Annotated in this window: 12 protein-coding genes; 6 read left to right on the top strand and 6 right to left on the bottom strand. The window is 69.0% G+C overall.

Translation table 11 applies throughout. The features are described from left to right. Positions 1–4 precede the first annotated feature (4 nt). From AAFN46_RS13675 to AAFN46_RS13690, 4 genes are read left to right on the top strand one after another with little or no spacing between them, the layout of a single operon-like run. On the top strand, positions 5–3,118 hold the full coding sequence (locus AAFN46_RS13675) for an amino acid adenylation domain-containing protein (protein ID WP_347809243.1): 3,114 nt from the start codon (positions 5–7) through the stop codon (positions 3,116–3,118). Next, a complete protein-coding gene (locus AAFN46_RS13680; RefSeq protein ID WP_347809244.1) occupies positions 3,115–7,866 on the top strand; it encodes an amino acid adenylation domain-containing protein in 4,752 nt (1,583 codons plus the stop codon). The genes AAFN46_RS13675 and AAFN46_RS13680 overlap by 4 nt, the downstream gene beginning before the upstream one ends. Beyond that, positions 7,863–8,981, top strand: a complete 1,119-nt coding sequence (locus tag AAFN46_RS13685; RefSeq protein WP_347809245.1) for a TauD/TfdA family dioxygenase — start codon at positions 7,863–7,865, stop codon at positions 8,979–8,981. Before AAFN46_RS13680 ends, AAFN46_RS13685 begins: the two co-directional genes overlap by 4 nt. 12 nt (positions 8,982–8,993) lie before the next feature. Continuing rightward, positions 8,994–13,601 carry an amino acid adenylation domain-containing protein gene (locus AAFN46_RS13690; protein WP_347809246.1) on the top strand — a complete coding sequence of 1,536 codons (4,608 nt, stop codon included), beginning with the start codon at positions 8,994–8,996 and terminating at the stop codon, positions 13,599–13,601. Positions 13,602–13,660: 59 nt separating this feature from the next. Here AAFN46_RS13690 and AAFN46_RS13695 read toward each other — a convergent pair whose 3' ends face one another. The 6 genes from AAFN46_RS13695 to AAFN46_RS13720 form a co-directional block, all read right to left on the bottom strand. Further along, positions 13,661–13,804, bottom strand: coding sequence for a hypothetical protein (locus AAFN46_RS13695; protein ID WP_347809247.1), 144 nt, complete (start codon positions 13,802–13,804; stop codon positions 13,661–13,663). A gap of 115 nt (positions 13,805–13,919) precedes the next feature. Beyond that, the gene (locus AAFN46_RS13700) at positions 13,920–15,452 is read right to left on the bottom strand and encodes a PepSY-associated TM helix domain-containing protein (RefSeq protein WP_347809248.1); all 1,533 of its coding nucleotides are present in this window, start codon (positions 15,450–15,452) and stop codon (positions 13,920–13,922) included. Beyond that, positions 15,452–15,751: a hypothetical protein gene (locus tag AAFN46_RS13705; protein ID WP_347809249.1), complete on the bottom strand. Its 300-nt coding sequence runs from the start codon at positions 15,749–15,751 to the stop codon at positions 15,452–15,454. The genes AAFN46_RS13700 and AAFN46_RS13705 overlap by 1 nt, the downstream gene beginning before the upstream one ends. Positions 15,752–15,877: 126 nt before the next feature. Then, the gene (locus AAFN46_RS13710; RefSeq protein WP_347809250.1) at positions 15,878–18,040 is read right to left on the bottom strand and encodes a TonB-dependent siderophore receptor; all 2,163 of its coding nucleotides are present in this window, start codon (positions 18,038–18,040) and stop codon (positions 15,878–15,880) included. Between the two features lie 87 nt (positions 18,041–18,127). Further along, positions 18,128–19,783 carry a cyclic peptide export ABC transporter gene (locus tag AAFN46_RS13715; RefSeq protein ID WP_347809251.1) on the bottom strand — a complete coding sequence of 552 codons (1,656 nt, stop codon included), beginning with the start codon at positions 19,781–19,783 and terminating at the stop codon, positions 18,128–18,130. A gap of 18 nt (positions 19,784–19,801) precedes the next feature. Further along, positions 19,802–23,065 carry an amino acid adenylation domain-containing protein gene (locus AAFN46_RS13720; protein WP_347809252.1) on the bottom strand — a complete coding sequence of 1,088 codons (3,264 nt, stop codon included), beginning with the start codon at positions 23,063–23,065 and terminating at the stop codon, positions 19,802–19,804. A gap of 518 nt (positions 23,066–23,583) precedes the next feature. On the opposite strand from AAFN46_RS13720, the gene dusA reads away from it, so the two are divergent. Both dusA and tal read left to right on the top strand, forming a co-directional pair. Next, positions 23,584–24,594 carry a tRNA dihydrouridine(20/20a) synthase DusA gene (gene dusA, locus AAFN46_RS13725; protein ID WP_347809253.1) on the top strand — a complete coding sequence of 337 codons (1,011 nt, stop codon included), beginning with the start codon at positions 23,584–23,586 and terminating at the stop codon, positions 24,592–24,594. 75 nt (positions 24,595–24,669) lie between these two features. Then, positions 24,670–25,593: a transaldolase gene (tal, locus tag AAFN46_RS13730; RefSeq protein ID WP_347809254.1), complete on the top strand. Its 924-nt coding sequence runs from the start codon at positions 24,670–24,672 to the stop codon at positions 25,591–25,593. The last annotated feature ends 49 nt before the right edge of the window (positions 25,594–25,642 follow it).

The raw sequence follows: 25,642 nt of genomic DNA on the forward strand, positions 1-25,642 counted from the left end.
ACCGATGATCGACGAAGGATTGCCCCTGAGCCCCGAACAACAGGCCGCGCTCAACGCCGGACTGGCCGCGCCGCAGATGCGCCTGGGGCTCAGCGGCGCGCTGGAGGAAACACGCCTGCGCATGGCCCTGGAGCAGGTGCTGGCGCGTCATGACGGCCTGCGCATGGCCCTGCGCCCCTCCACCCTGTACCGCGGCCTGCGCCAACTGCCGAGTGCCGCCGCCGCGGACTGGCACGATCTGGATCTGCGCGGCGCCGTCGATGCGGACGCCCGGTTGCGCGAGCGCCACGAGGCCCTGCGCGGCCAGCCGTTCGACCTGGAGAACGGCCAGCTCGTGCGCGTCCTCTTGGCCCGCCTGGACGAGCAGGCATGGCGCCTTGCGTTGTATGTCGCCCCTTGCGCCGGCGACCGGGAGACCCTAATCGCCCTGCTGCTGGAGTGGCAGAGCGCCTATGCCGACCCCGCGCAGCTCGCCGATGAAGTCTTCCAGTACTCGCAATTCATCGACTGGCGCAGCGAGCTGGATGCCGACGACAGTGCCGCGGCGGGCCGCGCCTACTGGGCCGGACTGGACCAGCCGGCGGCCCTGCGCCTGCCTTACCGGATGGCGGCCGACACCGCCGACGCGGTGCCAGCCGGCATCCAGCGCGCGGAACTACCCGCCGAACTGAGCAGCCGCCTCGGCGCACTGGCCGAAGCCCGCCAGACCTCCATCGCCACCCTGCTGCAGGCCGCCTGGTGGGCCCTGCTCGCCCGCATCGCCGGCCAGACGCACTACCTGGGCGGCTGGCAACATGACTGCCGGCAGGACTACGAGGCCCTGGCCGGCAGCCTCGGCCGCTACGAGAAATGCTTGCCGCTACCGCTGCGCCTGGAGCTCGCCCAGCCCTTCGCGCACTGGCTCGACACCCTCGGCGAACTGCTGGCCAGCCACGTTGGCTGGCAGGAATACGCGCCGCTGGACGAGGCCGGCGACGCTCCAGGCATCGGCTACGCCTTCGCCCGCCAGCCCGCCGACCGCCAGGTGGCGGGCGTCGACTGGCACCTCGAGGCGCTGCCCGGCCCGGACAGCCGCTTCGAACTGGCCCTGCAGGTGCTTGAGGACGACGCCGGAACCTTGACCCTGCACCTGCACCACGACAGCGCGTGCTATGACGCACTCGCCGCCCGGGTGCTGCTCGGGCAATACGCCCGACTGCTGGAGCGGCTCGCGACCGGTCTCGACCAGCCGATCCTCGCGCTCGATCTCTGCGGCGCGGAAGATCACCGCGTCCAGCAGGGCCTGATCGGTCCGCGACGGGACTTCGGCGATACCCTGCTGCCCGCCCGCCTCGCCCAGTGGGCGGCCCGCCAGCCACAGGCCGACGCCTTGCAGGCCGCCGACCTGAGCCTCAGCTACGGCCAACTGCACGCCCATGTCGAGCGCCTGGCCGCCGCCCTGCAACGCCGCGGCATCGGTGCCGAAGGCCGGGTGGCGCTGCTGATGCCGCGTTGCGGCCGGCTGGTGCTGGCTCTGCTCGCCGTGCTGCGCGCCGGTGGCGCCTACCTGCCGCTGGACCCGGCCTGGCCGGCCGCGCGCCTGCGCAAGGTGCTGGCCGACGCGCAACCCGACCTGCTGCTGAGCCTGGAACCCCAGGCGCTGGAAGGCCAACCGAGCCTGACCCTGGCCGAGCTGGAGGCCGACAGCGGCGCACTCACTGCGCCGGAGCAGATTCGTCCCGAGCAGGCCGCCTATCTGCTGTACACCTCCGGCAGCACCGGCGAACCCAAGGGCGTGGTCATCGAACACCGCCAGCTGCTCAACTACAGCGCCGCCGTCAGCGAGGCCCTCGGCCTCGACGCCTGCCGGCGCTTCGCCCTGACCTCCTCGGTGGCCGCCGACCTCGGCAACACCACGCTATTCGGCGCGCTATGGAACGGCGGCTGCCTGGTGGTGGCCAGCGACGGCGACAGCAAGGATGCCGCCGCCTTCTCCCGTTTCATCCGCGAACAGCGCATCGACTGCCTGAAGATGGTGCCGTCGCACCTCGCCGCCCTGCTGGAGGACGACCATGCCAGCCTGCCGGCGACCCTGGTGCTGGGCGGCGAAGCCACGCCGACCCGCCTGGTGCAGCGCATCCGCAGGCTGGCGCCGGGCTGCCGCCTGCACAACCACTACGGGCCGACCGAGACCTGCGTGGGCGTACTGGTGCACAGCCTGCCGGCCGACGACTGCAGCGCCGGCGAACGCCTGCCCCTGCAGCGCGCCCTGGCCAATACTTACGCCTACGTCCTGGATGAGGCCCTGCGCCCCGTGCCGCTGGGCGCCGAGGGCGAACTCTACCTGGGCGGCGCCCAGGTCGGCCGCGGCTACCTGAATCGCGACTCGGATGCCTTCCTCGACGACCCGCTGCGCCCCGGCCAGCGCCTGTACCGCAGCGGCGACCGTGCCCGCCTGCTGCCGGACGGCCGCCTGCTGCTGCTCGGTCGCCGCGACGAGCAGCTGAAGATCCGTGGTTTCCGCGTCGAGCCGGGCGAGCTGGAAAGCGCCCTGCTGGCCCGACCGGGCGTGCGGCAGGCGGCGGTCAAGGTGCTGGACGGCCAGCTGCTCGCCTATTGGGTCGGCGAAAGCCAGACCGACGAGCTGCTCGCCGCGCTCAGGCACGAATTGCCGGATTACCTGCAACCGGCCCGCCTGATCCAACTGGGCAGCCTGCCGCGCCTGGCCAACGGAAAGATCGACCGCCAGGCCCTGCCCGCGCCACAGGCCCTGGCCAGCCAGGCCCTACAGCCACCGCGCGACGCCCTCGAAGCGCTGCTCGCCGAGCTGTTCGCCGAGCTGCTGGAGCGCGGCCCGGTAAGCATCGCCGACAGCCTGTTCGACCTGGGCGGCCACTCCCTGCTGGTGATCAAGCTGTGCGCGCGCCTGCGCAAGCTGCTGCAGGCCGACGTCGCTCCCGGCCTGGTGTTCGACCACCCCAGCGTGGCCGCCCTGGCCGCCGCCCTGCGCGAGCAGGAGAGCACGCCCGGGCGCCTGCTGAAGATCGCCGAACTGCGCCGTCAACTGGCCGCCATGAGCCCGGAACAGCGTGCCGCATTGGAAGCCAAGGCACGGGCGGCACAAGGAGTGACGGGGTGAACGCAGCCGCCATGAATATCGACGCCCAAGCCCTGGCCGAGCGCATCGCCCGGCTGGCCCCGGAAAAGCGCGCCGCCTTCATCCGCCTGCTGAGCGAGAAAGGCATCGAGCTGGACCTTCTGCCCATCGTGCCCGTGCCGCGCGACGCGGCCCTGCCGCTGTCCTACGCCCAGCGCCGCCTGTGGTTCCTGCAACAACTGGAGCCGCACAGCGGCGCCTACAACATGCCCGCCGCCCTGCGCCTGCGCGGCCCGCTGGATGTGGCCGCGCTGCGCGCCGGCCTGCGCGGCCTGCTGCAGCGCCATGAGGTGCTGCGCAGCACCTTCCTGGCCCATCCGCAGCTGGAAGTGGAGCAACGGGTAGGGGAAGCCGACCCGGGCTTGCCGGTGGAGGACCTGAGCGCGCAGTCCGAGGACGAGCGCGAACAGGCGCTGCGCAACCGTATCGACGCCGAGGCCGCCGCCCCCTTCGATCTCGGCATCGCCCCGCTGCGCCTGCGCCTGCTGCGCCTGGCGCAAGACGAGCATGTGCTGCTGCTCACCGCGCACCACATAGTCGCCGATGCCTGGTCGCTGGGCATCCTCACCCGCGAGCTGGCCGCCGGCTACGCCGCCGCGCTCGAGGGCCGCCCGCTGGAGCTTGCGGCACTGCCGATCCAGTATGCCGACTACGCCCAGTGGCAGCGCCAGTGCCAGGCCCAGGAAAAGGAGCTGGCCTACTGGACCGCCCAGCTCGGCGGCGAACAGCCGGTGCTGGAGCTGCCTGGCGACCGCCCCAGGCCCAAGCAGCCCAGCGGCCGGGGTGGCCGCTATCAGCTGAACCTGCCCGGCGATCTGCGCGACGCGCTGCAGCGCCTGGCCCGCGCACAGGGCACCACCCTGTTCTGCGTGCTGCTGGCGGCCTACCAGGTGCTGCTCTACCGCCTCAGCGGGCAGACCGACCTGCGCGTCGGCGTGCCGGTGGCCGGGCGCACCCGGCTCGAAACGGAGGCCCTGATCGGCTGCTTCGTCAACACCCTGGTGCTGCGCGCCGAGCTGGACGGGCCACTGCCGTTCGAGCAGCTGCTGGCGACCGTCCACAGCACCCATCTGGACGCCCAGGCCCACCAGCAACTGCCCTTCGAGCGACTGGTGGAAGTGCTGCAACCGCAGCGCGACCTGGCCCATGCGCCGCTGTTCCAGGTGCTGTTCAACCTGGTGGACGGCAAGACCAGCCGCCTGCCGCAGCTCCCGGGCCTGGTGGTCAGCGAGATCGAACGCGAGCAGAGCGCCGCGCAATTCGACCTGAGCCTCGATGCGATCGAGCGTCAGGATGGCCTGGAACTCTGCTTCGGCTACAGCCGCGACCTGTTCGACGAGGCCAGCATCGCCCGTTACGCCGCCGGCCTGCAGCGCCTGCTGCGGGCCATCGTCGCCGAGCCGCAGCGCGCCATCGGCGCCCTGCCGTTGCAGGACGACGCGCCGCAGCTCGCCGAGTGCCAGGCGCAGATGCAGCTCGAGCCCTGGCCGCCGCTGGCCCACCTGCGCTTCGCCGCCCAGGCCGCCGCCACGCCGCAGGCCCCGGCCCTGGTGCTGGACGACCAGTGCCTCAGCTACGCCGAGCTGAACCGCCGCGCCAACCGCATCGCCCACCACCTGCTCGGCCTCGGCCTGCCTGGCGAGGCGCGCATCGGCCTGTGCCTGCCGCGCGGGCTGGAGATGGTCGCGGCGATCTACGGCGTGCTCAAGGCCGGGCTGGCCTTCGTGCCGCTGGACCCGGACTACCCGGCCGAACGCCTCGCCCACATGATCGAGGACGCCGGCATCCGCCTGCTGCTGGTCAGTCAGGCGACGGCCGACTGCCAGACCGGCAGTGGTACGCCAGCGCGCCTGGACGTGGCCGCGATCCACGGCGAACGTGAGGACGATCCCGCCGTCGCCGTGCACCCGGCGCAGCTGGCCTACCTGATGTACACCTCCGGCTCCACCGGCAAGCCCAAGGGGGTGGCCATCGAGCAACGCGCCCTGGCCGGGCACACCGAGGTGGCCCGCCGCTTCTTCGCGCTCACCCCGGCGGATCGGGTGTTGCAATTCTCCACCTTCAACTTCGATGGTTTCGTCGACCAGCTCTTCCCCACCCTGACCTGCGGCGCCTGCGTCGTCCTGCGTGGCCCGGAGCTGTGGGACAGCCGGGAATTCCACCGCCGCCTGCTGCGCCACCGCATCAGCGTCGCCGACCTGGCCACCGCCTACTGGTTCCAGTTGGCCCAGGACCTGGCCCTGGAGCCCCAGGCCGACTACGGCGACCTGCGCCTGGTCAGCGCCACCGGCGAGGCCATGCCACCGGAGGGCATCGCCGCCTGGCGCCAGGCCGGCCTGGGCCAGGTGCGCCTGCTCAACACCTACGGCCCCACCGAAGCCACGGTGACCGCCAGCGTGCAGGACTGCCGGGCGCTGCTGACCGGGGAGCAGCCGCTGCCCCTGCAACTGCCCATCGGCCTGCCGCTGGCCGGTCGCGCCTTCTACCTGCTGGATCGCGACGGCAACCTCACCCCGCCCGGCGTGCCCGGCGAACTGTGCATCGGCGGCGAACTGCTGGCCCGCGGTTACCACGGCCGCCCGGCATTGTCGGCCGAGCGCTTCGTGCCCGACCCGTTCGGCCCGCCCGGCGCGCGCCTGTACCGCACCGGCGACCTGGCGCGGCGACTGGCCGACGGCAGCTTCGAATACCTCGGGCGCATCGACCAGCAGGTCAAGCTGCGCGGTTTCCGCATCGAGCTGGGCGAGATCGAGGCGCGCCTGCAGAGCCACCCGCAGGTGCGCCAGGCGCTGGCCCTGGTGCGCGAGGACAGCCCCGGCGACAAGCGCCTGGTCGCCTACCTGGTGGCCCAGGGCGAGCCGCCGCACGATGACGCGCTGCGCGCCCACCTCAAGCAGAGCCTGCCGGACTACATGCTGCCGGCCGCGCTGGTCTGGCTCGACACCCTGCCGCTGACCCCCGGCGGCAAGCTGGAGCGCAAGGCCCTGCCGGCCCCGCTGTACGCGGCGGAAGCCGAGGTGCAAGGCCCGCGCAATGCCGGCGAGCGCCTGCTGGCGGAAATCTGGTGCGAGCTGTTGCAGCGTCCGGCGCTGGGTATCCACGACAACTTCTTCGCCCTCGGCGGTCACTCGCTGCTGGCCACCCGGCTGGTGGCGCGGCTGCGCCGCGAGCAGGGCATCGAGTTGCCGCTGCGCGCGCTGTTCGAGGCCCCGACCATCGCCCAGCTGGCCGAACGCCTACCGGCCGCCGGCGAACCGCAGGAATCCATCGCCCCCGTGCCCCGCGACCGCCCGCTGCCGCTGTCACACGCCCAGCAGGGCCTGTGGCTGGTGCAGCAACTACAGCCGGACAGCGCCGCCTATCACATCCCCAGCGTGGCGCGGTTGCGCGGCAAGCTGGACCGCAGCGCGCTGCTCGGCGCCTTCCAGACGCTGACCGAGCGGCACGAGGCGCTGCGCACCGTCTTCGTCGAGCGCGACGGCGAGCCGCTGCAAGAGATCCTGCCGCGAGTGGAACTGACGCTGCCGCTGTTCGATCTGCGCCAGCATCCGGAGGCCGAGCGCGATGGCGAAGCCCACCGGCTGCTGATCGCCGAAGCCACCCGCCCCTTCGATCTGCGCCGCGCCCCGCTGCTGCGCCTGGCACTGGTGCAGTTGGGCGAGGACGAACATCTGTTGCTGCTGGTGCTGCACCACATCGTCGCCGACGGCTGGTCCACCGGCATCCTGGTGCGCGAGCTGGGGGCGCTCTACCGCGCGGCGCTGGAACGCCGCCCGGCCGACCTGCCGGCGCTGCCGATTCAGTACGCCGACTACGCCTGCTGGCAGCGCCAGCGCCTGGACCAGGCCGCCCTGGCGCGACAACTGGCCTACTGGCGCGGCCAGCTCGGCGAGGTGCACGAGCCGCTGGAGCTGCCCGATGCCCGCCCGCGCCCGGCGCTCATGAGCGGGCACGGCGGCCGCCAGCGCTTCCGCGTCTCGGCGCAGGTCGCCGGCGACCTCAAGCGGCTCTGCCAGGAACGCGGCGCCACCCTGTTCATGGGCCTGCTCGGCGTCCTGCAGGTCTGGGTCCATGCCCATACCGGCCGCACCGACCCGGTGATCGGCACCGACGTGGCCAATCGCGGCCGCGCCGAAACGGAAGGGGTGATCGGCTTCTTCCTCAACCAGCTGGCACTGCGCGCAGACCTGACCGGCAACCCGGATTTCCCTGCGCTGCTCGAGCGCCTGCGGGCCCGGGTGTTGGACGCCTACGCCCACCAGGAACTGCCGTTCGACAAGCTGGTGGAGGCGCTCAACCCGCGCCGCAGCCTGGCCCACGCGCCGCTGTTCCAGATCAAGCTGGTATTGCAGAACCAGCCGGAGGACGCGCCGGACATGCCCGGCCTGGAGGTGCTGCCCGAGCCCATCGAGCACGGCCAGGCGCAACTGGACCTGCATCTGTCCATCGAGGAAGACGCCGACGGCCTGGACTGCACCCTGAAATACAACGGCGACCTGTTCGACGCCGCCACCGTCGCGACCTTCGCCGAGGAGTGGAACGGCCTGCTCGCCGCCTGGGTCGCGGCGCCCGCTCAACCCGTCGCCAGCCTGGCCGCCGAGCTGGCCGAACGCGCCCGACTGCGGCGCCTGGCCGCCCAGCAGGCGCGCAGCCAGCAGGGCCTGTCCCGCCTCGGCGGCGCACGGCGCAAATCCCTACTCACTTCTTCCCAGGAGGTCACCTCGCCATGACCACGACCCTTGGCGGCATGCGCCGCAAACCCATCCGCTTGGCGGACGACGCCCTGGTGCGCTTCGCCCCGCTGCACGACGGCCAGCACTTCACCCTGCTCTGCCAGCCGACCACCGCGGGCGTCAGCCTGTCCAGTTGGGCCGCCGGCCAGCGCGAGCTGCTGGAGGCCAAGCTGCTGGAGCACGGCGCCATCCTCTTTCGCGGCTTCGCCGTGGAGGACGCCGCCGAGTTCGACCGCTGCACCAGCGCGCTGTCGGGCGGCGCCCTGGAGTACCGCTTCCGCGCCTCGCCACGCACCCAGGTCAATCCAGGGCTGAACATCTACACCTCGACCGACTACCCGCAGGATCAGAAAATCTTCCCCCACAACGAGCACTCCTACTCGCCGGTGTTCCCGCTCAAGCTGTTCTTCTGGTGCGACATCGCCCCCGAATGGCGCGGCGAAACGCCGATCGGCGACAGCCGGGCGATCACCCGCGAGATCGACCCGGCGATTCGCGAGCGCTTCGCTCGCAAGGGCATCATGTACGTGCGCAACTACGGCGACGGCTTCGGCCTGCCCTGGCAGACGGTGTTCCAGACCGAAGACCGCGCCCAGGTGGAAGCCTACTGCGCCAGCGTCGGCATCCGCCCGGAATGGAAGGCGAACAACCGCCTGCGCACCCGCCAGGTCGGCCCGGCGCTGGTGCGCCACCCGCGCAACGGCGAAGTCCTCTGGTTTAACCACGCCACCTTCTTCCACATCAGCACCCTGCCGCCGAGCGTGCGCGACACCCTGAGCGCCGACTTCGCCGATGCCGACCTGCCGCAGAACACCTTCTACGGCGACGGCAGCCCCATCGAGCCGGAAGTGCTGGAGCACCTGCGCGGGCTCTACCGCAAGCACATGATCGAGTTCCCCTGGCAACGCGGCGACGTGCTGCTGCTGGACAACATGCTGGCGGTGCACGCGCGCAACGAATACAGCGGCCCGCGCCGCATCCTGGTGTCCATGGCCGAGGCGCTGAACAGCAGCGACGTGGCCCTAAACGGCCTGCTCCCCTCTCCCGCCGGGAGAGGGGCCGGGGGTGAGGGCAACGCCCCCTCGTCCGCCACTGATCAACAGCCCGAGTAAAGGCCCAAGGACATGTCCCAGCTCCCCGTAGAAGGCTTCCGCCCCTCGCTGCAACAGGTTCGCCACTGGCGTTCAAATCAAGGCGGCGAATGCGCCTGGCTGTGCATCGCCCCGCCTGCCGAGATTGGCGCAGAGGCGTTGCGCCACGCCCTGCAACAGCTGCTCGCCCGCCATGAAATCCTGCGCACCCGGCTCACCGCCGTGCCCGGCCTGCAACTGCCGGTGCAGGTGATCGCCGAGCACCTGGACTTCGCCTGGCTGGAGGTCGAAAGCCGCGACAGACCATCCGTGCTCGCCGAACTCGGCGACCGCGTACGTCAGGCGGACGGCCCAACCCTGGCCGCCGCGCTGCTCGGCGCCGGTGCGCAACGCCAGTTGCTGGTCGTGCTGCCCGCCGCGAATGTCGACGGCGCCAGCCTGGAGCGTTTCACCAGCGAACTGGCCCAACTTTGCCAAGGCCAGCCGCTGGACGACGAGCCGGTGCAGCACGCCGACTTCGCCGAATGGCAGCACGAACTCAGCGAAGACCCGGAAAGCGCCGTGGGCCGCGGCTTCTGGCAGCGCCAGTGGGCCGAGGAGCTGCGCGTGGTCGCGCATCCCTTCGAAAACGGACGCAGCGACCAACCCTGCCAGCCGGCCCGGATCGACCACACCTTGCCCGACGCCGAGCAGGACCGCCTGCTCAGCGCCCTCGCCGCTCTCGGCCTGCCGCCCGCCCGCCTGTTCGGCCTGTGCTGGGCGGCATTGCTGCAACGCCACCTGGGCCTGCCGCGCCTGCTGCTCGGCTGGAGCCAAGACGGTCGCAACGAGGCCACCCGCACGGCGCTCGGCCCCTACGCCAAGCAACTGCCCTTGCAGCTCGCCTTCGACGAAAACAAATCCCTGCCAGCCCTGGCCAAGGCGCTCGCCGCCCTGCTCGACGAAGCCGAGGCCTATCAGGAGAGCTGGCCAGGCAACGCCGGAACCCTGCCTTTCGCCTTCGACTATCGCACGGTAGCGACGGGCCCCTGGCAGGAGCTGGAAATCGGCCTGCCCGGCCGCCCCGGCACCCTGCAGCTGGAGGTACGCGAACAGGCCGGCTGCTTCGAATTCCGCCTGCACTACGACGCCGCCCGCCTGGACGAGCGCGCCGCCCGCCTCGTCCTCGATCAGTTCCTGACCCTGACCGACCAGGCGCTGGCCGCCCCCCAGCGGCCGCTGCGCGAGGCGGATGCCCTCGGCGCGGCCCAGCGCGCCTGGCTCGCCGAGCTGAACCGCACGCAAGCCGACCTGCCCGGGCCGGCCCTGTTGCACCAGCTGTTCGAGGCCCAGGCCGAGCGCCATCCCGATGCCCTGGCCCTGGTTGCCGGCGCCACTCGCCTCGGCTACCGGGAACTGAACGTCCGCGCCAACCGCCTGGCCCATCGCCTGCTCGCCGAGGGGCTGCAACCTGGCCAGCCGGTGGGCCTGTTCCTCGGTCGCGGCGCCGAGGCGATCGTCGCCATCCTGGCCATCCTCAAGGCCGGCGGCGCCTACCTGCCGCTGGACCCGGGCTACCCCGGCGAGCGCCTGGCGGACATGCTGGCGCAGACCCGCGCGCCGCTGCTGCTGAGCCTGCGCGCCCTGCAAGACAAGCTGCCCGCCGGCGACTACCGGCCGCTGTGGCTGGACGAGCCGGACAACGGGGCCGAACACAACCCGAACCTGGCGCTGCATCCCGAGCAACTCGCCTATCTGATCTTCACCTCCGGTTCCACCGGCCGGCCCAAGGGCGTGATGGTCGCCCACCGCAACGCCGTGCACTCCACCCGCGCCCGCTGGCAGGGCTACCGCGAGGCGCTGGACGCCTTCCTGCTGGTCTCCGGGCTGTCCTTCGACAGTTCGGTGGCCGGGCTCTTCTGGACCCTGAGCCAGGGCGGCACCCTCTGCCTGCCGCAGGACGGCGAAGTGCAGGACGCCGCCGCCCTGGCCCGGCTGATCGCCGGCCAAGGCATCAGCCACACGCTGATGCTGCCGTCGCTCTACGCGCAATTGCTGGAGCAGCCGGACGCCCTGGCCAGCCTGCGTTGCACCATAGTCGCCGGCGAGGCCTGCCAGGCCGCCGTCGCCGCCCGGCATGCCCAGGCCTGCCCGCAGGCGGCGCTGCACAACGAGTACGGCCCCACCGAAGGCAGCGTCTGGTGCAGCCTGTACCGCGCCCATGGCGAGGAGCGCGGCGTGCTGCCCATCGGCCGGCCCATCGCCAACATGCAGCTGTGGGTGCTGGACGAGCGGCTACGGCCGCTGGCCCCCGGCGTGGCCGGGGAGATCTACCTGAGCGGCGCCGGCATCACCCAGGGCTACCTGGATCGCCCGGCGCTGACCGCCGAGCGCTTCCTGCCCGACCCCTTCGGCGGCGACGGCGGGCGCCTGTACCGCAGCGGCGACATCGGCCGCTGGAATGCCCGCGGGGAACTGGAATTCCTCGGGCGGGTGGACCACCAGGTGAAGATCCGCGGCTTCCGCATCGAGCTGGGCGAGATCGAGGCGTGCCTGCTCGAACACCCGGCGCTGCGCGAGGCGGCGGTGGTCGCCCGTCCCGATCCCGGCGGCGACGCCCAGCTGGTGGCCTATGTGGTGGCCTGCGACGCCTGTCCGGGCGGCCAGGCACTGGGCGAGCACCTGGCCGCGCGGCTGCCGGCGCACATGCTGCCGGCGGCCTATGTGATGCTGCCGGCCCTGCCGCTGACGCCCAACGGCAAGCTGGACCGCTACGCCCTGCCCGCCCCCGAGCGCGCCAGCCAGCGTCCCTACCGGGAGCCGCGCAGCGCTCGCGAGGCGCAGGTGGCGGCACTCTGGGCGGAAGTCCTGGGCGTCGAGCGGGTCGGCCTGGACGACCACTTCTTCGAACTGGGCGGCCACTCGCTGACCGCCACCCGGCTGATCTCCCGCCTGCGATCCGCGCTGGGCCTGGAAGTGCCGGTGCGCGCGCTGTTCCAGCAGCCGACCCTGCAGGCCTTCCTCGACCGGGCGCTGCCCGCCGCAGGCGCCCCGGCCCTGCCGGCCATCCAGCCGGCCCCACGCGACGGCGCCCTGCCGCTGTCCCATGCCCAGCAACGCCTGTGGCTGTTCGACCGCCTGCACCCCGGCAGCACGGCCTATCACGTGGCCGAGGCCGTGCAGCTGAGCGGCGCGCTCGACCAGCAGGCGCTGCAGCGCAGCTTCACCGAACTGCTGCGCCGCCATGAGAGCCTGCGCACCACCTTCCACCTCGAGGGCGACCGGCCGCTGCAGCGCATCCAGCCGCCGCGTCCCGTGTCGCTGCCGCTGCTCGACCTGAGCCCCCTGGACGAGGCCGCACGCGAACGGGAGCTGCGCAGCCAACTGGATGCGCTCGCCCTGCAGCCCTTCGACCTGGCGCGTGGCCCGCTGCTGCGCGCCGGGCTGATCCGACTTGGCGCCGAGAGGCACGTGCTGTGGCTGTGCCTGCACCATATCGTCACCGACGGCTGGTCCATGCGCGTGCTGGTCCGCGAGCTGGAAGCGCTCTACCTGGCGTTCAGCCAGGGCCAACCCTCGCCGCTGGCGGAGCCCAGCCTGCAATACGCCGACTATGCCCACTGGCAACGCAGCCGGCTGGATGCCGAGGCGCTCAAGCCGCAGCTGGACTTCTGGCTCGCCCACCTGGGCGAATCCCGCCAGCCACTACGACTGCCAGGCATGCGGCCGCGCCCGGCACTGCTCGACCATCGCGGCGCGCAGCATGAGTTCCTGCTCGACGCGCAGCTGCTGGAGCGCCTGCGCGCCTTCTGCCAGGCTCGCGGGCTGACCCTGTACATGGCCACCCTGGCCGCCTTCCAGGTACTGCTCGGCGCGCACAGCGGCCAGCGGGAACTGCGCATCGGCATCCCGGTCGCCGGCCGTCAGCGCCAGGAACTGGAGGGGCTGGTGGGCTTCTTCGTCAACACCCTGGCGCTGCGCGCCGACCTTTCCGGCGACCCCAGCGGCGACAGCCTGCTGGAGCAGGTACGGGACAATCTGCTGGCCGCCCAGGCCCATCAGGAGCTGCCCTACGAACAGTTGCTGCAGGCGCTGCCGGCGGCGCAAGGCGTGCCTCTTGTGCAGGTGATGTTCGATCTGCACCAGGAGCGTATCCTCGGCTCCCGCCAGTTCGCCGGCCTCGCTATCGAGCCGCTGGAGGAAGGCAGCACCCAGGGCACCCTGTTCGATCTGATGCTGGACATCGGCGAGCGCGAGCACGGGTTGGTATGCACCTTCACCTACAGCACCCAGCTGTTCGAGGCGGGCTATATCGCCCGCCTGGCGGAGGATTACCGACTGCTGCTGCAGGCCCTGCTGGCCGAACCGCAGGCCCGCCTGAGCGCACTGTGCGAACGCCTGCCCCCGCTGCCGCCAGCCCTGGCGACCTCCCAGGTGGACGTCGAGGCCGTACTGCGGGAACTGCTCGAGCGCGAACGACTGGACCTGGGCGCCAGCTTCTTCGAGCTGGGCGGCACCTCGCTCAAGGCCGTGCAGCTCTGCGCACGCCTGGAACGCCTGTGGGGCACGGCGGTGCCGGCGCGGTTGGTGTTCCTGCATCCACGCCTGGACCAGCTGCTGCAGGCGCTGCAGCCCTATGTGGCAAACGCGCCGCACCCGTGAGCCCGCGCCGGCGCCGATCCGGGACTGCGCGTCCCGGATCGCGCCGCGCTCCGGGGTCGCTAAGCGCCGGCGCGGCGCCGCACCCTGGCCATGCCCAGCGCCACGACCAATCCATTGACCGGCCAGAGCAGCAGCCAGATAAGCCCCCCGAAGGCGGCGCCCTGCAGCAGCACCGCCAGCCCCAGGCTGCATGCCAGTCCCATTCCTCCAGCCCCCCGCACTAGCCTTCGAAACCTTAGCCCGCGCCGCTCCTGCGCCAGCGCCAGACACGCCAGCGCCAGCCCATGCAGCAGCACCAGCGCCAGATGAAGACCGTACTCAAGCATTCGCGCCCACCTCCAGCGCCGGGCGTGCGGCGGCCGGACGCGCCAGCCGCCGGCCGTTCCAGCTCGCGAGCAAGGCCGTCAGCAGCAGCAGCAGATCCACGCCCGCCACCGCCCACTGCCCGGAAGTCAGGCTGCGCAGCAGGTGATCGCCGGTACTCCAGCCATTCAGCCCAAGCGCGAGCAGCGCCAGGGCGGCGATGGCAAACGACTGCTGCATCCACAGCCCGCGCTCGTCGGCCGCGCGCCAGACATGCCACAGGGCATGCAGCGCAGCCAGCGACCAGCTCGCCACGAACACTGCCACCTCCCAGCTTGCTCGTGGCTCCAGGGTGGCCGGCAGTAGCCGGTTGGCCACCAGCATTCCCAGCGTCGCCAGCGGCAGGCCACCGATCAGCGCCCCGTTGAACGCCGCCATCGCCCGCACCGGCTGGCCCTTGGCACGGCGCTTCGCGACCCAGTAGAGCAGCCCGCTGGCGAGCATCAGGCAACCGCTGAGGCCAGCCAGGAAGTACAGCACGCGCAGCAACGGATGCTGGAAGTGCGCCACGTGCAGCCCCGCCAGCAGACTGTAGGTAGAAGCCGCGGGAGCGAGCCGGGAGCGGTGCAGCAATTCGCCATCGGCGGCGCCGAAGTACAGGGTATCGCCATCCAGGTTGAGGCGATCGTCCAGCGAGCGACTGATCTCCACATAGGCATTGGCATCCCCCGGATGCCAGACCCGCAGGAAGGCCGGCTCGCCAGCCTGCCACAGCGCCTTGGCACGTTGCGCCATGGCGTCCAGCGAGGCCAGCGCCCCCGGCTCGCCCAGCGCCGGGCGCGCATAGGCCGCCCGCGCTTCCGCCTCGAACTCTCCGGCCTGGTCCTGGTACACCGCCAGGATGCCGGCCGGCAGCAGCAGCGGGAATTGGATCACCAGGCCGGTCAGCAGGATGCCCAGGTGGAACGGCAGCGCCAGGACTCCGGACAGGTTGTGCAGATCCAGCAGCCGGCGTAGCGGCTTCTCCGGGCGCAGGGTGAAGAAGTCCTTGAACAGCCGGGCATGGATCATCACGCCGGCGACAATCGCCAGCAGCCCGGCCAGGGCGGCCAGGCCAACCAGCAGCATGCCGCTGCGCCCCACCTCCAGGTACAGGCTGTAATGCAGGCGATAGAAGAAGTCCCCGCCCAGGCTGCCGTCGGTCTTCAGCACACGGCCGTCGCGAGGGTCGAGGAAGTGGCTGCGCCCTTCCCCCTCGAGATCCCAGGATTGCAGACGCAGCGCCGGCACGCGGGCGCTGGGCAGCTCCACATACCACTGCTCCAGCGCCTGGCCGGCGGTCAGGCGCTGCACCACCGGCAGCACCTGGCGATCCAGGGAGGCCACGGGTGCCGGGGGCAGCCGGGTCTCCGGCAGCATCCAGCGGTCCAGCTCGCTGTCGTACAGCGCCAGCGAGCCCATGAAGAACACCAGCAGCAGCAGGCCGGCGAAAGCCAGCCCGAGGGTGCCATGCAGCCAGAGCATGGCTTGGCGCAGGGTGCCGAACATCAAGCGCCTCCCTGGCTGAGCAGCAGCATCGCCGTGCCGCCCGCCAGCAGCGCCGCGAGCGCGCGCCACGGCCGCCGCCTGGGCAAGACCCAGAGCACCAGGGCGACCAAGAGCGGAAAGCCGGACAGGGTGCAGGCCAGCACCGCCTCGCTGCGTGGCATGCCCAAGCGATACAGCTGCACGGCGGCGAGCCCGGACAGCGCCCAGGTGAAGAAATAGGCGCCTACCAACACCGCAAGGAGGTAAGCGCCCCGCTTCCGGGGCGGTTGTACATGACGTTGTCGGGCGACGCCGCGCATCATCCTCTACCCATACATTCGCGTTACGCCCCATATCGGGCGACTGCATCCTGCCGCATAGCAGGCCGCCTTAACGACAAAAGCCCAGCCCTCGAAAGGGCCAGGCTCTGCGCTACCCGCGCCGCCTCAGAACTTGGCGCGCAGGGTCAGGGTGGCGGCACGTGGGTCGCCCCAGATATTGCCGTCCTGCATGGTGTTGATGCGCTGGTAATACTTCTTATCGGTCAGGTTGGTGACCAACACATCGGCCGACAGCTCCGGCGTGATCTGATAACCAACGCCTGCATCGAACAGGGTGTAACCGCTTTGCTGCAGCTTGGCGTCGCCCAGCGGGGTGATGGTGTTGTAGGTCTTGCTGACGCTGTTCATGCCGGCCTGCAGATGCCAACGCTGTAGCTCACCCGGAAGCTGGTAGCGGGTCCATACGCGCAGGATATGCTTGGGGGTATAGCTCTTGACCGAATCGGTGCTATTCAGATAGTCCTTGTGGGTGTAGGTGTAGTTGGCGTTCAGGCTCCAGTCGGCGGTCAGTTGACCGTTCAACTCCAGCTCGTAACCGCGACTGCGCGCCTTACCACCGGCCACCGAGGCGTTCCCGGCAGGATCGTTGAGATCGGCGATCGCGCGGTTTTCTTCCTCGACCTGGAACAGGGCGAAGGAGGCTGCCAGGGCACCATCCAGATACTCGCCCTTGATCCCGGCTTCCCACTGTTCGCCCTGCAGCGGCTCGAGCATGTCACCGGCGATGTCGCGGGTACGCGCGTCATGCGGTTGGAACACCTCGGCATAACTGGCGTACAGGGAATAGGTCGGGTCGAGCTCGTAGACCAGCCCAACGTAGGGAGTGAACTTGCCGTCTATGTCCTTGTTGCTTTCATCGCTACGAGTACCGGCAGGGGTGTAGGTTGTGTTGCTGAAGTCCCACCAGGAGAGGCGGCCGCCCAGAACCAGGGTCAGGGGATCGGCCAGGCTCAGGCGCAGATTGCTGTAGATGCCATGTTGACGGGTGTCGGCGAAGACATTTTGCTGCGGTACAAAATTGGGCTTGTCCGATGCCAGCCGTGGATCGAACAGATCCACCTCTTCGAGAAACTCGGAATCGTAGTCCCCTTTGTTGTGGAACTCCGAGCGCGAATAGTTCGCGCCGATCAGCAGCTTGTGCTCACGTCCCAGCAGGCTGAAAGGTCCGTCGATATAGGCATCTACCTCGTTCTGCTCTTCCCGGTAGTCGAAGCGGATGGCATTCATGTCCACCAGATTGAGTTCGGGATCGATGCCAAGGCCGTTACGTGCATAGGCCTGAGTCAGGTCGAAGTTGTTCTGCGCATGACGCAGGGAGAGCTTGGCCGTCCAGTCGCCACCCAGTTGCTGTTCCAGCTCCACGAAGGCGCTGTCGCTCCAGAAGTAATCACGGTTCCATTTGGCGCCGTAGAAGTTGTCGCGCGAGACATCGACCAGCTTCAGCTTGAAATCACCGTTGGCGTCTGTGGAAAGATAGGAAGGCAGGGAGCGCTGTGCACCGCGCGCATCCACTTCCTGATGGCTGACGCCCAAGGTCAGCAGCGTTTCCGCTGTCAGGTCGACCTCCAGCACGCCGTAGAAGAGGTTGCTCTGCTCATCGCCACCATCGTAGTAATACTGGCGGTCACGCTTGCTGGCCACCGCACGACCGCGGATATTGCCGCTCTCGGTCAACGGGCCGGTGACATCGATCATGCCCCGGTAATCATCCCAGGAGCCGGCGCTTAGTTCCCCGGCAACGAAAGGAGTCGCCTGCGGGCGCTTGCGCACCAGGTTGATGCTGCCACCGGTACCACCGGTGCCATTGAAGATGCCGGCCGGCCCCTTGAGCACTTCCACCCGCTCGTACATCGCCAGGCTCGGCGAGAGGAAGATGCGGCTGTCCATGGTCGTGGGGGTGCCGTCCAGCGACAGCGAGGTCATCTCGAAACCACGCGACATGAAGGTCATGCGATTGGCGTCGATGCGCTGCACCGTGACCCCGCCGACCTGCTTCATGGCCTGTTCCAGGGTGTAGAGGTTTTGCTCCTCGATGCGCTCCTGGCCGACGACATTCACGGTCTGCGGAATCTCGCGCAGCTTGACCGGGACTTTCGAGGCCACGGCTACCTGCTCTTCCTGAGCCTCCTCCCCAACGACCGTATGCGCCGGCAGATCTATGGTCTCCTCCTGCGCCCATGTCGCACCTGTTGCTGCCATGCCTGCCGCCATCAGCGGCACCCACAGCGCCTGGCCTGGACGCTTGCCCTGCTTGTTGCGATTGCGCATCTACCCTCCCCTAGGGTTGCTAATATAAAAACTGTAACGAATGATAATAATTCACAGCAGCAAATGCACTAATTTTACTTGCTTCTCTCACGCCCTTTCTCGGGCCGGGAGCAAAGTGCCGAAGGCATCTTCGTCGAGCTCTCGCAGAAGGCCGGAATCGCAGCGGATCACTCTATCGGCGGCGTCGAAATAACGATCATCGTGGCTGATGGCGATCACCGTCTTGCCTAGCGCTTTCAACTCCGGCAGCAGCTCAAGGTAGAAGAAGTGGCGAAAGGCCGGGTCCTGATCGGCCGCCCATTCATCGAGCAACAGGATCGGCCGCTCCTCCACCAGCGCCATCAGCAGCGCCAGACGCTTGCGCTGGCCTTGGGAGAGCCGCGTGGTGGACAGCAGACCGGCGGCATCGATGGCGACCTTGCGCTCCATGCGCAGACGATTCAGCCAGGCATGGGCCAATTGCGCATCGAACTCGCCGGCGGGGCCGACCAGGCGCTCGAACAGGTGGAAGGTGGAAAATACCGTGGCGAAATGGCTGCGATACCACTCCGTCCGCTCGGGTGTGACGGGCTGGCCATGCAACGACAGTCGCCCTTGCGCCGGCTGGTAGAGTCCGGTCAGCAACTTGGCGAGTGTCGACTTGCCGCTGCCGTTGCCGCCGACGATGAACAGGGTTTCCCCCTGCTCCACCGTCAGGTCGATGGGCCCCAGGCTGAAGCCATACTCGTCGCCCTCTCCGGGATAGGCGTAGGTCACCCCCTCCAGCCTCAGCAGCGGGCCGCTGCCGCTGGCCAGCGCAGGTTTCGCCTCGGGGAACTCCGGGCAATAGGGTGCGAGAGCCAAAGACTCGATCTTCGCCAGGGCCACGCTGCCGGAGACCAGGTTCGGCAGGCTGCCGATCAGGTCGTTGAGGGGCATGCGCAGGAACATCAGCACCAGGACGAAGGCCGCCACGGTGGAGGCCGGCAACCCCAGCCAGGCGCCGGCGGCGAACAGGCCGCCGGCCAGGCCGAGGATCAGCGTCACCGTCCAGTTCAGGCTGAGGGTCCAGTAGCGGTCGGCCCGCACTTCGTTCAGCCGTGCGCGTTCGGCGGCCGGCTGCAGGTCGAGGGTGTAGAAGCGTTGCCGGCGCCAGGCATTCAGGGCCAGCTCGTAACGTCCCTCGATGCATGCCTCGTAGGCGGTATAGAGCTGATCGTCGGTATCGCGCACCCGCTTCATCAGGCCACGCATGCGAGCGAACCAGCCGTAGGCGAGCCACACGCCGAGCCCCAGCCCCAAGGCACAGAGCAGCAGCAATTGCCAGGAAAGCCAGGCCAGATAGACGCAACCGCCGAGCATCAGAATGCCGTTGTAGAGCACGAACGGCAGGCGATTGAAGGCCTGGCCGATGGCCTCGATGTCCTTGCTGAGGGTCGCGTAGAGACTGGCCGCGCCGATGTTCTCCAACTGCTCGATGGGGGTATCCAGCAGGCGTTTGACCATCTGCAGGCGCAGCTCGAAGATCACCCGGTGCCCCAGGGCGGTCAGCAGCGCCTGAGCGCCGAAGCCACAACCGAACAGCACCAGCAGCAAGCCCGTGAACAAGGCGGCGTGGCTCAGGCCGAGCGCAACGCCACCACCGATCAGCCGGTTGATTTCATTGAGCAAGGCAATGCCCGCCGCCGCGCTCGCCAGGCTCGCCAAGAGCCCCAGCGCCAGCAGCGCGCGATGGCGTTGCAGCAGGGACAGGAAAATCGTCATGCATGCACCTCAGCGTGCTTATTCGAAGGCTTCCAACAGGCTGTCGATCAGCGCCAGCTTGTCATTCGGTTCGGCATGCGCGCTGCGCTCGAGCAGCGCGGCCATGTCGCCCAGCCGCGGATGGGCGAACAGCTCGGCCAGGGTCGGCTCGTGCCCGTAGGCGCTGCGCAGGCGGGACTGCATGCGCACCAGCTGCACCGACTGAGCGCCCAGGGCAAACAGGTCATCGTTCACGCTCTGCACCGGCACCCCGAGCACCTCATGCCAGATCGTCGCCAGGCGCAGCTCCCACTCGCTGCGGGGCGGCGGCCCTTCCTCCGGGCCTTGCCAGCGCGGCTCGGGCAGGCCCTTGCGATCCACCTTGCCATTGGCGTTGAGGGGGAAGCCGTCGAGCGTCACGAAAACCGCCGGCACCATGTAGCCGGGCAGGCGCTCCCGCAGGTGGGCGACCAAGGCGTCCGAGCTGGGCGAATCACCGCGCAGGTACGCCACCAGCGCCTCCTGGCCGCCCGGCGCGCGGCGCACGACGACCACGGCCTGCTGGATCCGGGGATGACTGGCGAGGGCGGCTTCGATCTCCCCCAGCTCGATCCGAAAGCCCCGCAGCTTGACCTGGAAATCGCGCCGACCGATGAACTCGATTCGTCCATCGGGATATTGGCGCGCCAGATCCCCCGTGCGATACAACCGACTGCCCGGCCCCGCGCCCGGTGCATCGCTCGCGCAAAATGGATTGGGCACGAAGGCCGCGGCGGTCAGCTCCGGCCGCTGCGCATAACCACGCGCCAGGCCGGCGCCGCCGATATACAGCTCCCCGGTCACGCCTGGCGGTTGTGGCTGCAGGTACTCATCGAGGATGTACAGGTGGTTGTTGGCCAGTGGCCGGCCGAGCGGCACAGTCGCTCCCGCCACCTCCCGCACCGGCTCGGCGGCGGACCACACGGTCGTTTCGGTCGGCCCGTAGAGATTGGTCAGCGTCACGCCCCGCACCAGCAGCCGCCGCGCCAGGTCGGCGCCAAGGGCCTCGCCACCGCAGAGCACGCGCAGTCCGTTCCAGGCCGGGCTAGCGTGCTCCACCAGCATTTCCCAGCTGGCCGGGGTGGCCTGCATAACGGTTATCGCCTGCCGCTCCAGCAGGCGCAGCAGCTCGACAGGCTGCAGCACCTGCTCGCGGGTTGCCAAGACCACACAGGCGCCATGCAGCAGCGGCAGGAACAGCTCCAACCCGGCGATATCGAAACCGAGCGTGGTCACCGCCAGCAGCCGGTCATCGGCAGTGATCCGCGCGTAATCCTGGATGCCATGGAGAAAGTTGACGAAGGCTTGCCGGCCGATCTGAACACCCTTTGGCCGCCCCGTGGAGCCGGAGGTGTAAAGGCTGTAGGCGAGCTGTTGCGGATGCACGGCTAACCCAAGGTCGTCGACGCCGTATGACGCCAACTCGCTACCGAGCGCCTCCAGGGTGACCACCGGCGGATACTCGGCGAAGGCACCGGCCATGACCTGGCGAGTAAGGACCAAGCAGGGCTGGGCCTGCCCCAGAATATCCGCGTTGCGGACGGCGGGCTGCGCCGGATCCATGGGTAGATAGGCCGCACCAGCCTTGTGAATGGCCAGCAGGGCGACGAGCAAGGCTGCTTCACGCTCCAGGCACACCGCCACCAGCCGGTCACGCGCGACGCCGGCCTGGCGCAACCAGTTGGCTAGACGGTTGGCCCGAGCATTCAAATCGCCATAGCTGAGCCGCTCATTGCCGCAGATCAGCGCGATACGCTGCGGCGCGACTCGGACTTGCCGCTCGAACAGCGCAAGCATGTCCTCCCCTTCATTCAGCGGGCGGGCGGTCCGGTTCCACTGGCGCAGCGACCGTTCGCGCTCGTCATCGGCCAGCAGCGGCAGACGCCAGACCGGCACGTCCGGCTGGCCGATCAGCGCCGCCAGCAGCTGCCGATAATGCGCCGCCAGTCGCTCGGCGGTAGCCGGCAGGAACAGCTCCAGGCTGTACTCCAGCTCACAGAACACGCCGTCCGGCCGCAGGGCAACGTCCAGGCTCAGGTCGAACTTGGCGCTATCTGCGTCCGTGCGCACCTGCTCGGCCCGCACCTTCGCCAGGGATAGGCATACAGGCGCGCCGCTGCTGAGGTTGAACATCACCTGAAACAGCGGACTGCGACTCGCATCGAACTCCACCTGCGATTGCTCCAGCAGCATCTCGAACGGCAGTTCGGCATGATCGAGCGCCGCCAGCGACTCGCCGCGCAGCCGTCGGCACAGCGCCCGGCCGCTAACGGCCTCGCCCAGTTCGACGCGATAGACGAGTGTGTTGACAAAGAAGCCGATCAGCTCCTCCAGCTCGTACTGCCCGCGTGCAGCATGGGGCACGCCGATGGCGAATTCGCGCTGGCCACTGTAGCGCGCGAGCAGCACCTGCCAGGCTGCCAGCAGCACCACGAAGGGCGTGCAACCCTCGGCGCGGCAGAAGCTGCGCACCGAGTCTGCCAGCTCCAGCGGCAGCTCGAAGCGCAAGCGTCGCCCCCGATGCCCTTGCCTCGGTGGCCGTAAGTGGTCGGTGGGCAACTCCAGGACCGGAATTCGTTCACCCAGGTAATCGCGCCAGTAGGCCAGATCGGCACGCAGCGCCTCCCCATTCAAGCGCTGCCGCTGCCAGACGGCATAATCGGCGTACTGCACCGGCAATGGCGGCAGATCCACCGCTTGGCCGTCGAGCTCCGCGCGATAGAGAGCCGCCAGGTCACGCACCAGGATAGGGTTGGACCAAGCGTCCGAGACGATGTGATGCATGGCCAGGAGCAGGCCGTGATGCTGCTCGCCAAAGCGCAGCAGAACTATCCGCAGCAGTGGCGCCCGCTGCAGATCAAAGGCGCGCAGGCTTTCCAGCTCCAGGCGCTCGCGCAGTAGCCCGAGGCGCTTCTCGGCCGACACACCTGAGCAATCCTCCAGGGGGATCGCGAACCCATTGCCGGAACAAACGACCTGAAGCGGCTCGCCGTCGTATTCCACGAATTGCGTGCGCAGAATCTCATGACGCTCGATCAACGCGCCGAACGCGCGCTCCAGCGCCGCCACATCGAGGAGCCCATCCAGCAGGAAGGCGCGAGTCAGGTTATAGGAGGCTCCGGCCGGATCCAGCTTGTGCAACAGCCAGAGCCGTTGCTGGGCAAAAGACAGTGGAGCCGGCTCCGCCCCCGGGCGGGAAAGGATGGCGTCGGCCGATGCTTGCGCCTCGTCGAGCAATAACGCCAATAGCGCATCGTCATTCATAGCTGGACATCCCGAATGCGCCGCATGGGCACCATTTTCAGAGGCCCGAATCCTATTCGCTAATGACAATCATTGTCAAATCAATCAGAGAAACATTCCGCACCCAGCCTTGACCTCAATCCGCGCCACTTCACCGGTGACCGCCCGCCTCACCAGCACGGCCATTAACGGGCAGCCGGACCCAGAAAGGAGCCGGAAGATGGCGGGAGCAGACGGCCGCAGCCTGGCCTCTGCGGCACTCCGCGAGCGGCATCGGGCGACCGCTCGAGCGCTCAAGACCGGGCAGAGCGAAGCGCCGATCAGCCGTTCGCTTGGGGTGAGCCACTCTCTAGGGGCTGCACGATGCACTGGCGTCATGGCCGTGAGGCTGCGGAGACCTTGGCAGCCAAGTCACATGCGACACTCCGAACCGAGGCCGAGCGGCCCTGGTGGGACAAGCAGCTATCCAGGTGGTAAATTCGCCCGCTTAAAGAATGTCCGGAAAGCCCTGAAAAGCAGTTGAGAACGCGACACGCGAAATGCCTTTAGAATCAGCCTCACAACCAGAAACCACGCGCCCTAGACTGTCCCGCCGCTTCTCCGTTGCGCCGATGATGGACTGGACCGACCGCCATTGCCGCCACTTCCTGCGCCAACTGTCCAGCCAGACCCTGCTCTATACCGAGATGGTCACCACCGGCGCCCTGCTGCATGGCGATGCCCAGCGTTTCCTGCGCTATCACCACTGCGAGCACCCGCTGGCCCTGCAACTGGGCGGCAGCAATCCGCAGGAGTTGGCCGCCTGCGCGCGCATGGCCGAGGAGCACGACTACGACGAGGTCAACCTGAACGTCGGCTGCCCCAGCGACCGGGTGCAGAACAACATGATCGGCGCCTGCCTGATGGGCCACCCGCAGCTGGTGGCCGACTGCGTCAAGGCCATGCGCGACGCGGTGAGCATCCCGGTGACGGTCAAGCACCGTATCGGCATCAACGGCCGCGACAGCTACGCCGAGCTATGCGAGTTCGTCGGCACGGTGCGCGAGGCCGGCTGCGAGAGCTTCACCGTGCATGCGCGCATCGCCATCCTCGAAGGCCTGTCGCCCAAGGAGAATCGCGAGATCCCGCCACTGCGCTACGAGGTGGCGGCACGGCTCAAGCAGGACTTCCCCGACCTGGAGATCATCCTCAACGGCGGCATCAAGAGCCTGGAGGAATGCCAGCAGCACCTGCAGACCTTCGACGGCGTCATGCTGGGCCGCGAGGCCTACCACAACCCCTACCTGCTGGCGCAGGTCGACCAGCAACTGTTCGGCCTGGACCGACCGGTGCTCGGCCGCGCCGAGGCGCTGCTCCGCATGCGCCCTTATATCGAGCAGCACCTGGCCGAGGGCGGCGCCATGCATCACATCACCCGCCACGTGCTGGGCCTGGCCCAGGGCTTCCCCGGCGCCCGGCGCTTCCGCCAACTGCTCTCGGTGGACGTACACAAGACCCAGGAACCGCTGGCCCTGCTGGACCAGGCCATCGAACTGCTCGGCGGACGCTGAAAAGCCCGCGCCAGACCGTTGAGCGGCCCACGTCGCTCGGGTAAGGTCGAGGTCATGTAACGACAGGGCCTCGTCATGACCTCTAAGCTGGACCAACTCAAGCAGTACACCACAGTAGTCGCCGACACCGGCGACCTCGATGCCATCGCCCGGCTCAAGCCGGTGGACGCCACCACCAACCCCTCGCTGCTGCTCAAGGCCGCCGCCCTGCCCCGTTATGCGGAGCTGCTGGATATGGCCGTAGCCGACTGTGCCGGCGACCCGGGCCTGGCCTGCGACCTTTTCGGCGTGGCCGTCGGCCAGGAGATTCTCAAGGTGATTCCGGGGCGCATCTCCACCGAGGTGGATGCGCGGCTGTCCTTCGACGGCCAGGCCACCCTGCGCCGCGCCGAACGCATCATCGAGCTGTACGACCGGGCCGGTATCGGCCGCGACCGCGTGCTGATCAAGATCGCCTCGACCTGGGAAGGCATCCGTGCCGCCGAACAGCTGGAGAAGGCCGGCATCCAGACCAACCTGACCCTGCTGTTCTCCTTCGCCCAGGCCGTGGCCTGCGCCGATGCCGGGGTGTTCCTCATCTCGCCCTTCGTCGGGCGCATCTACGACTGGTACAAGAAGGCCGAAGGCCGCGACTTTGTCGGCGCCGAGGACCCGGGCGTGCAGTCCGTGTCGCGCATCTACCAGTACTACAAGGCCAACGGCTACTCGACCGTGGTAATGGGCGCCAGCTTCCGCAACCTGGGGCAGATCGAGCAGCTGGCCGGCTGCGACCGTCTGACCATCAGCCCCGAGCTGTTGCAGCAACTGGCCGACGACCAGGGCGAGCTGCCGCGCCTGCTCCAGCCGGGCAGCGGCGAGTCGCGCCAGGTATTGGACGAGGGCGCTTTCCGCTGGGCCCTGAACGAAGACGCCATGGCCACCGAGAAGCTGGCCGAAGGCATCCGCCTGTTCGCCCGCGACCAGGAGAAGCTGGAGGCCCTGCTGGCCGCCCGCCGCTGAGCCTGGCACAAACGAAAAGGGCGATATCCGCGGGGATATCGCCCTTTTC

Source organism: Pseudomonas sp. CAU 1711 (assembly GCF_039888625.1).
Lineage (GTDB): Bacteria > Pseudomonadota > Gammaproteobacteria > Pseudomonadales > Pseudomonadaceae > Aquipseudomonas.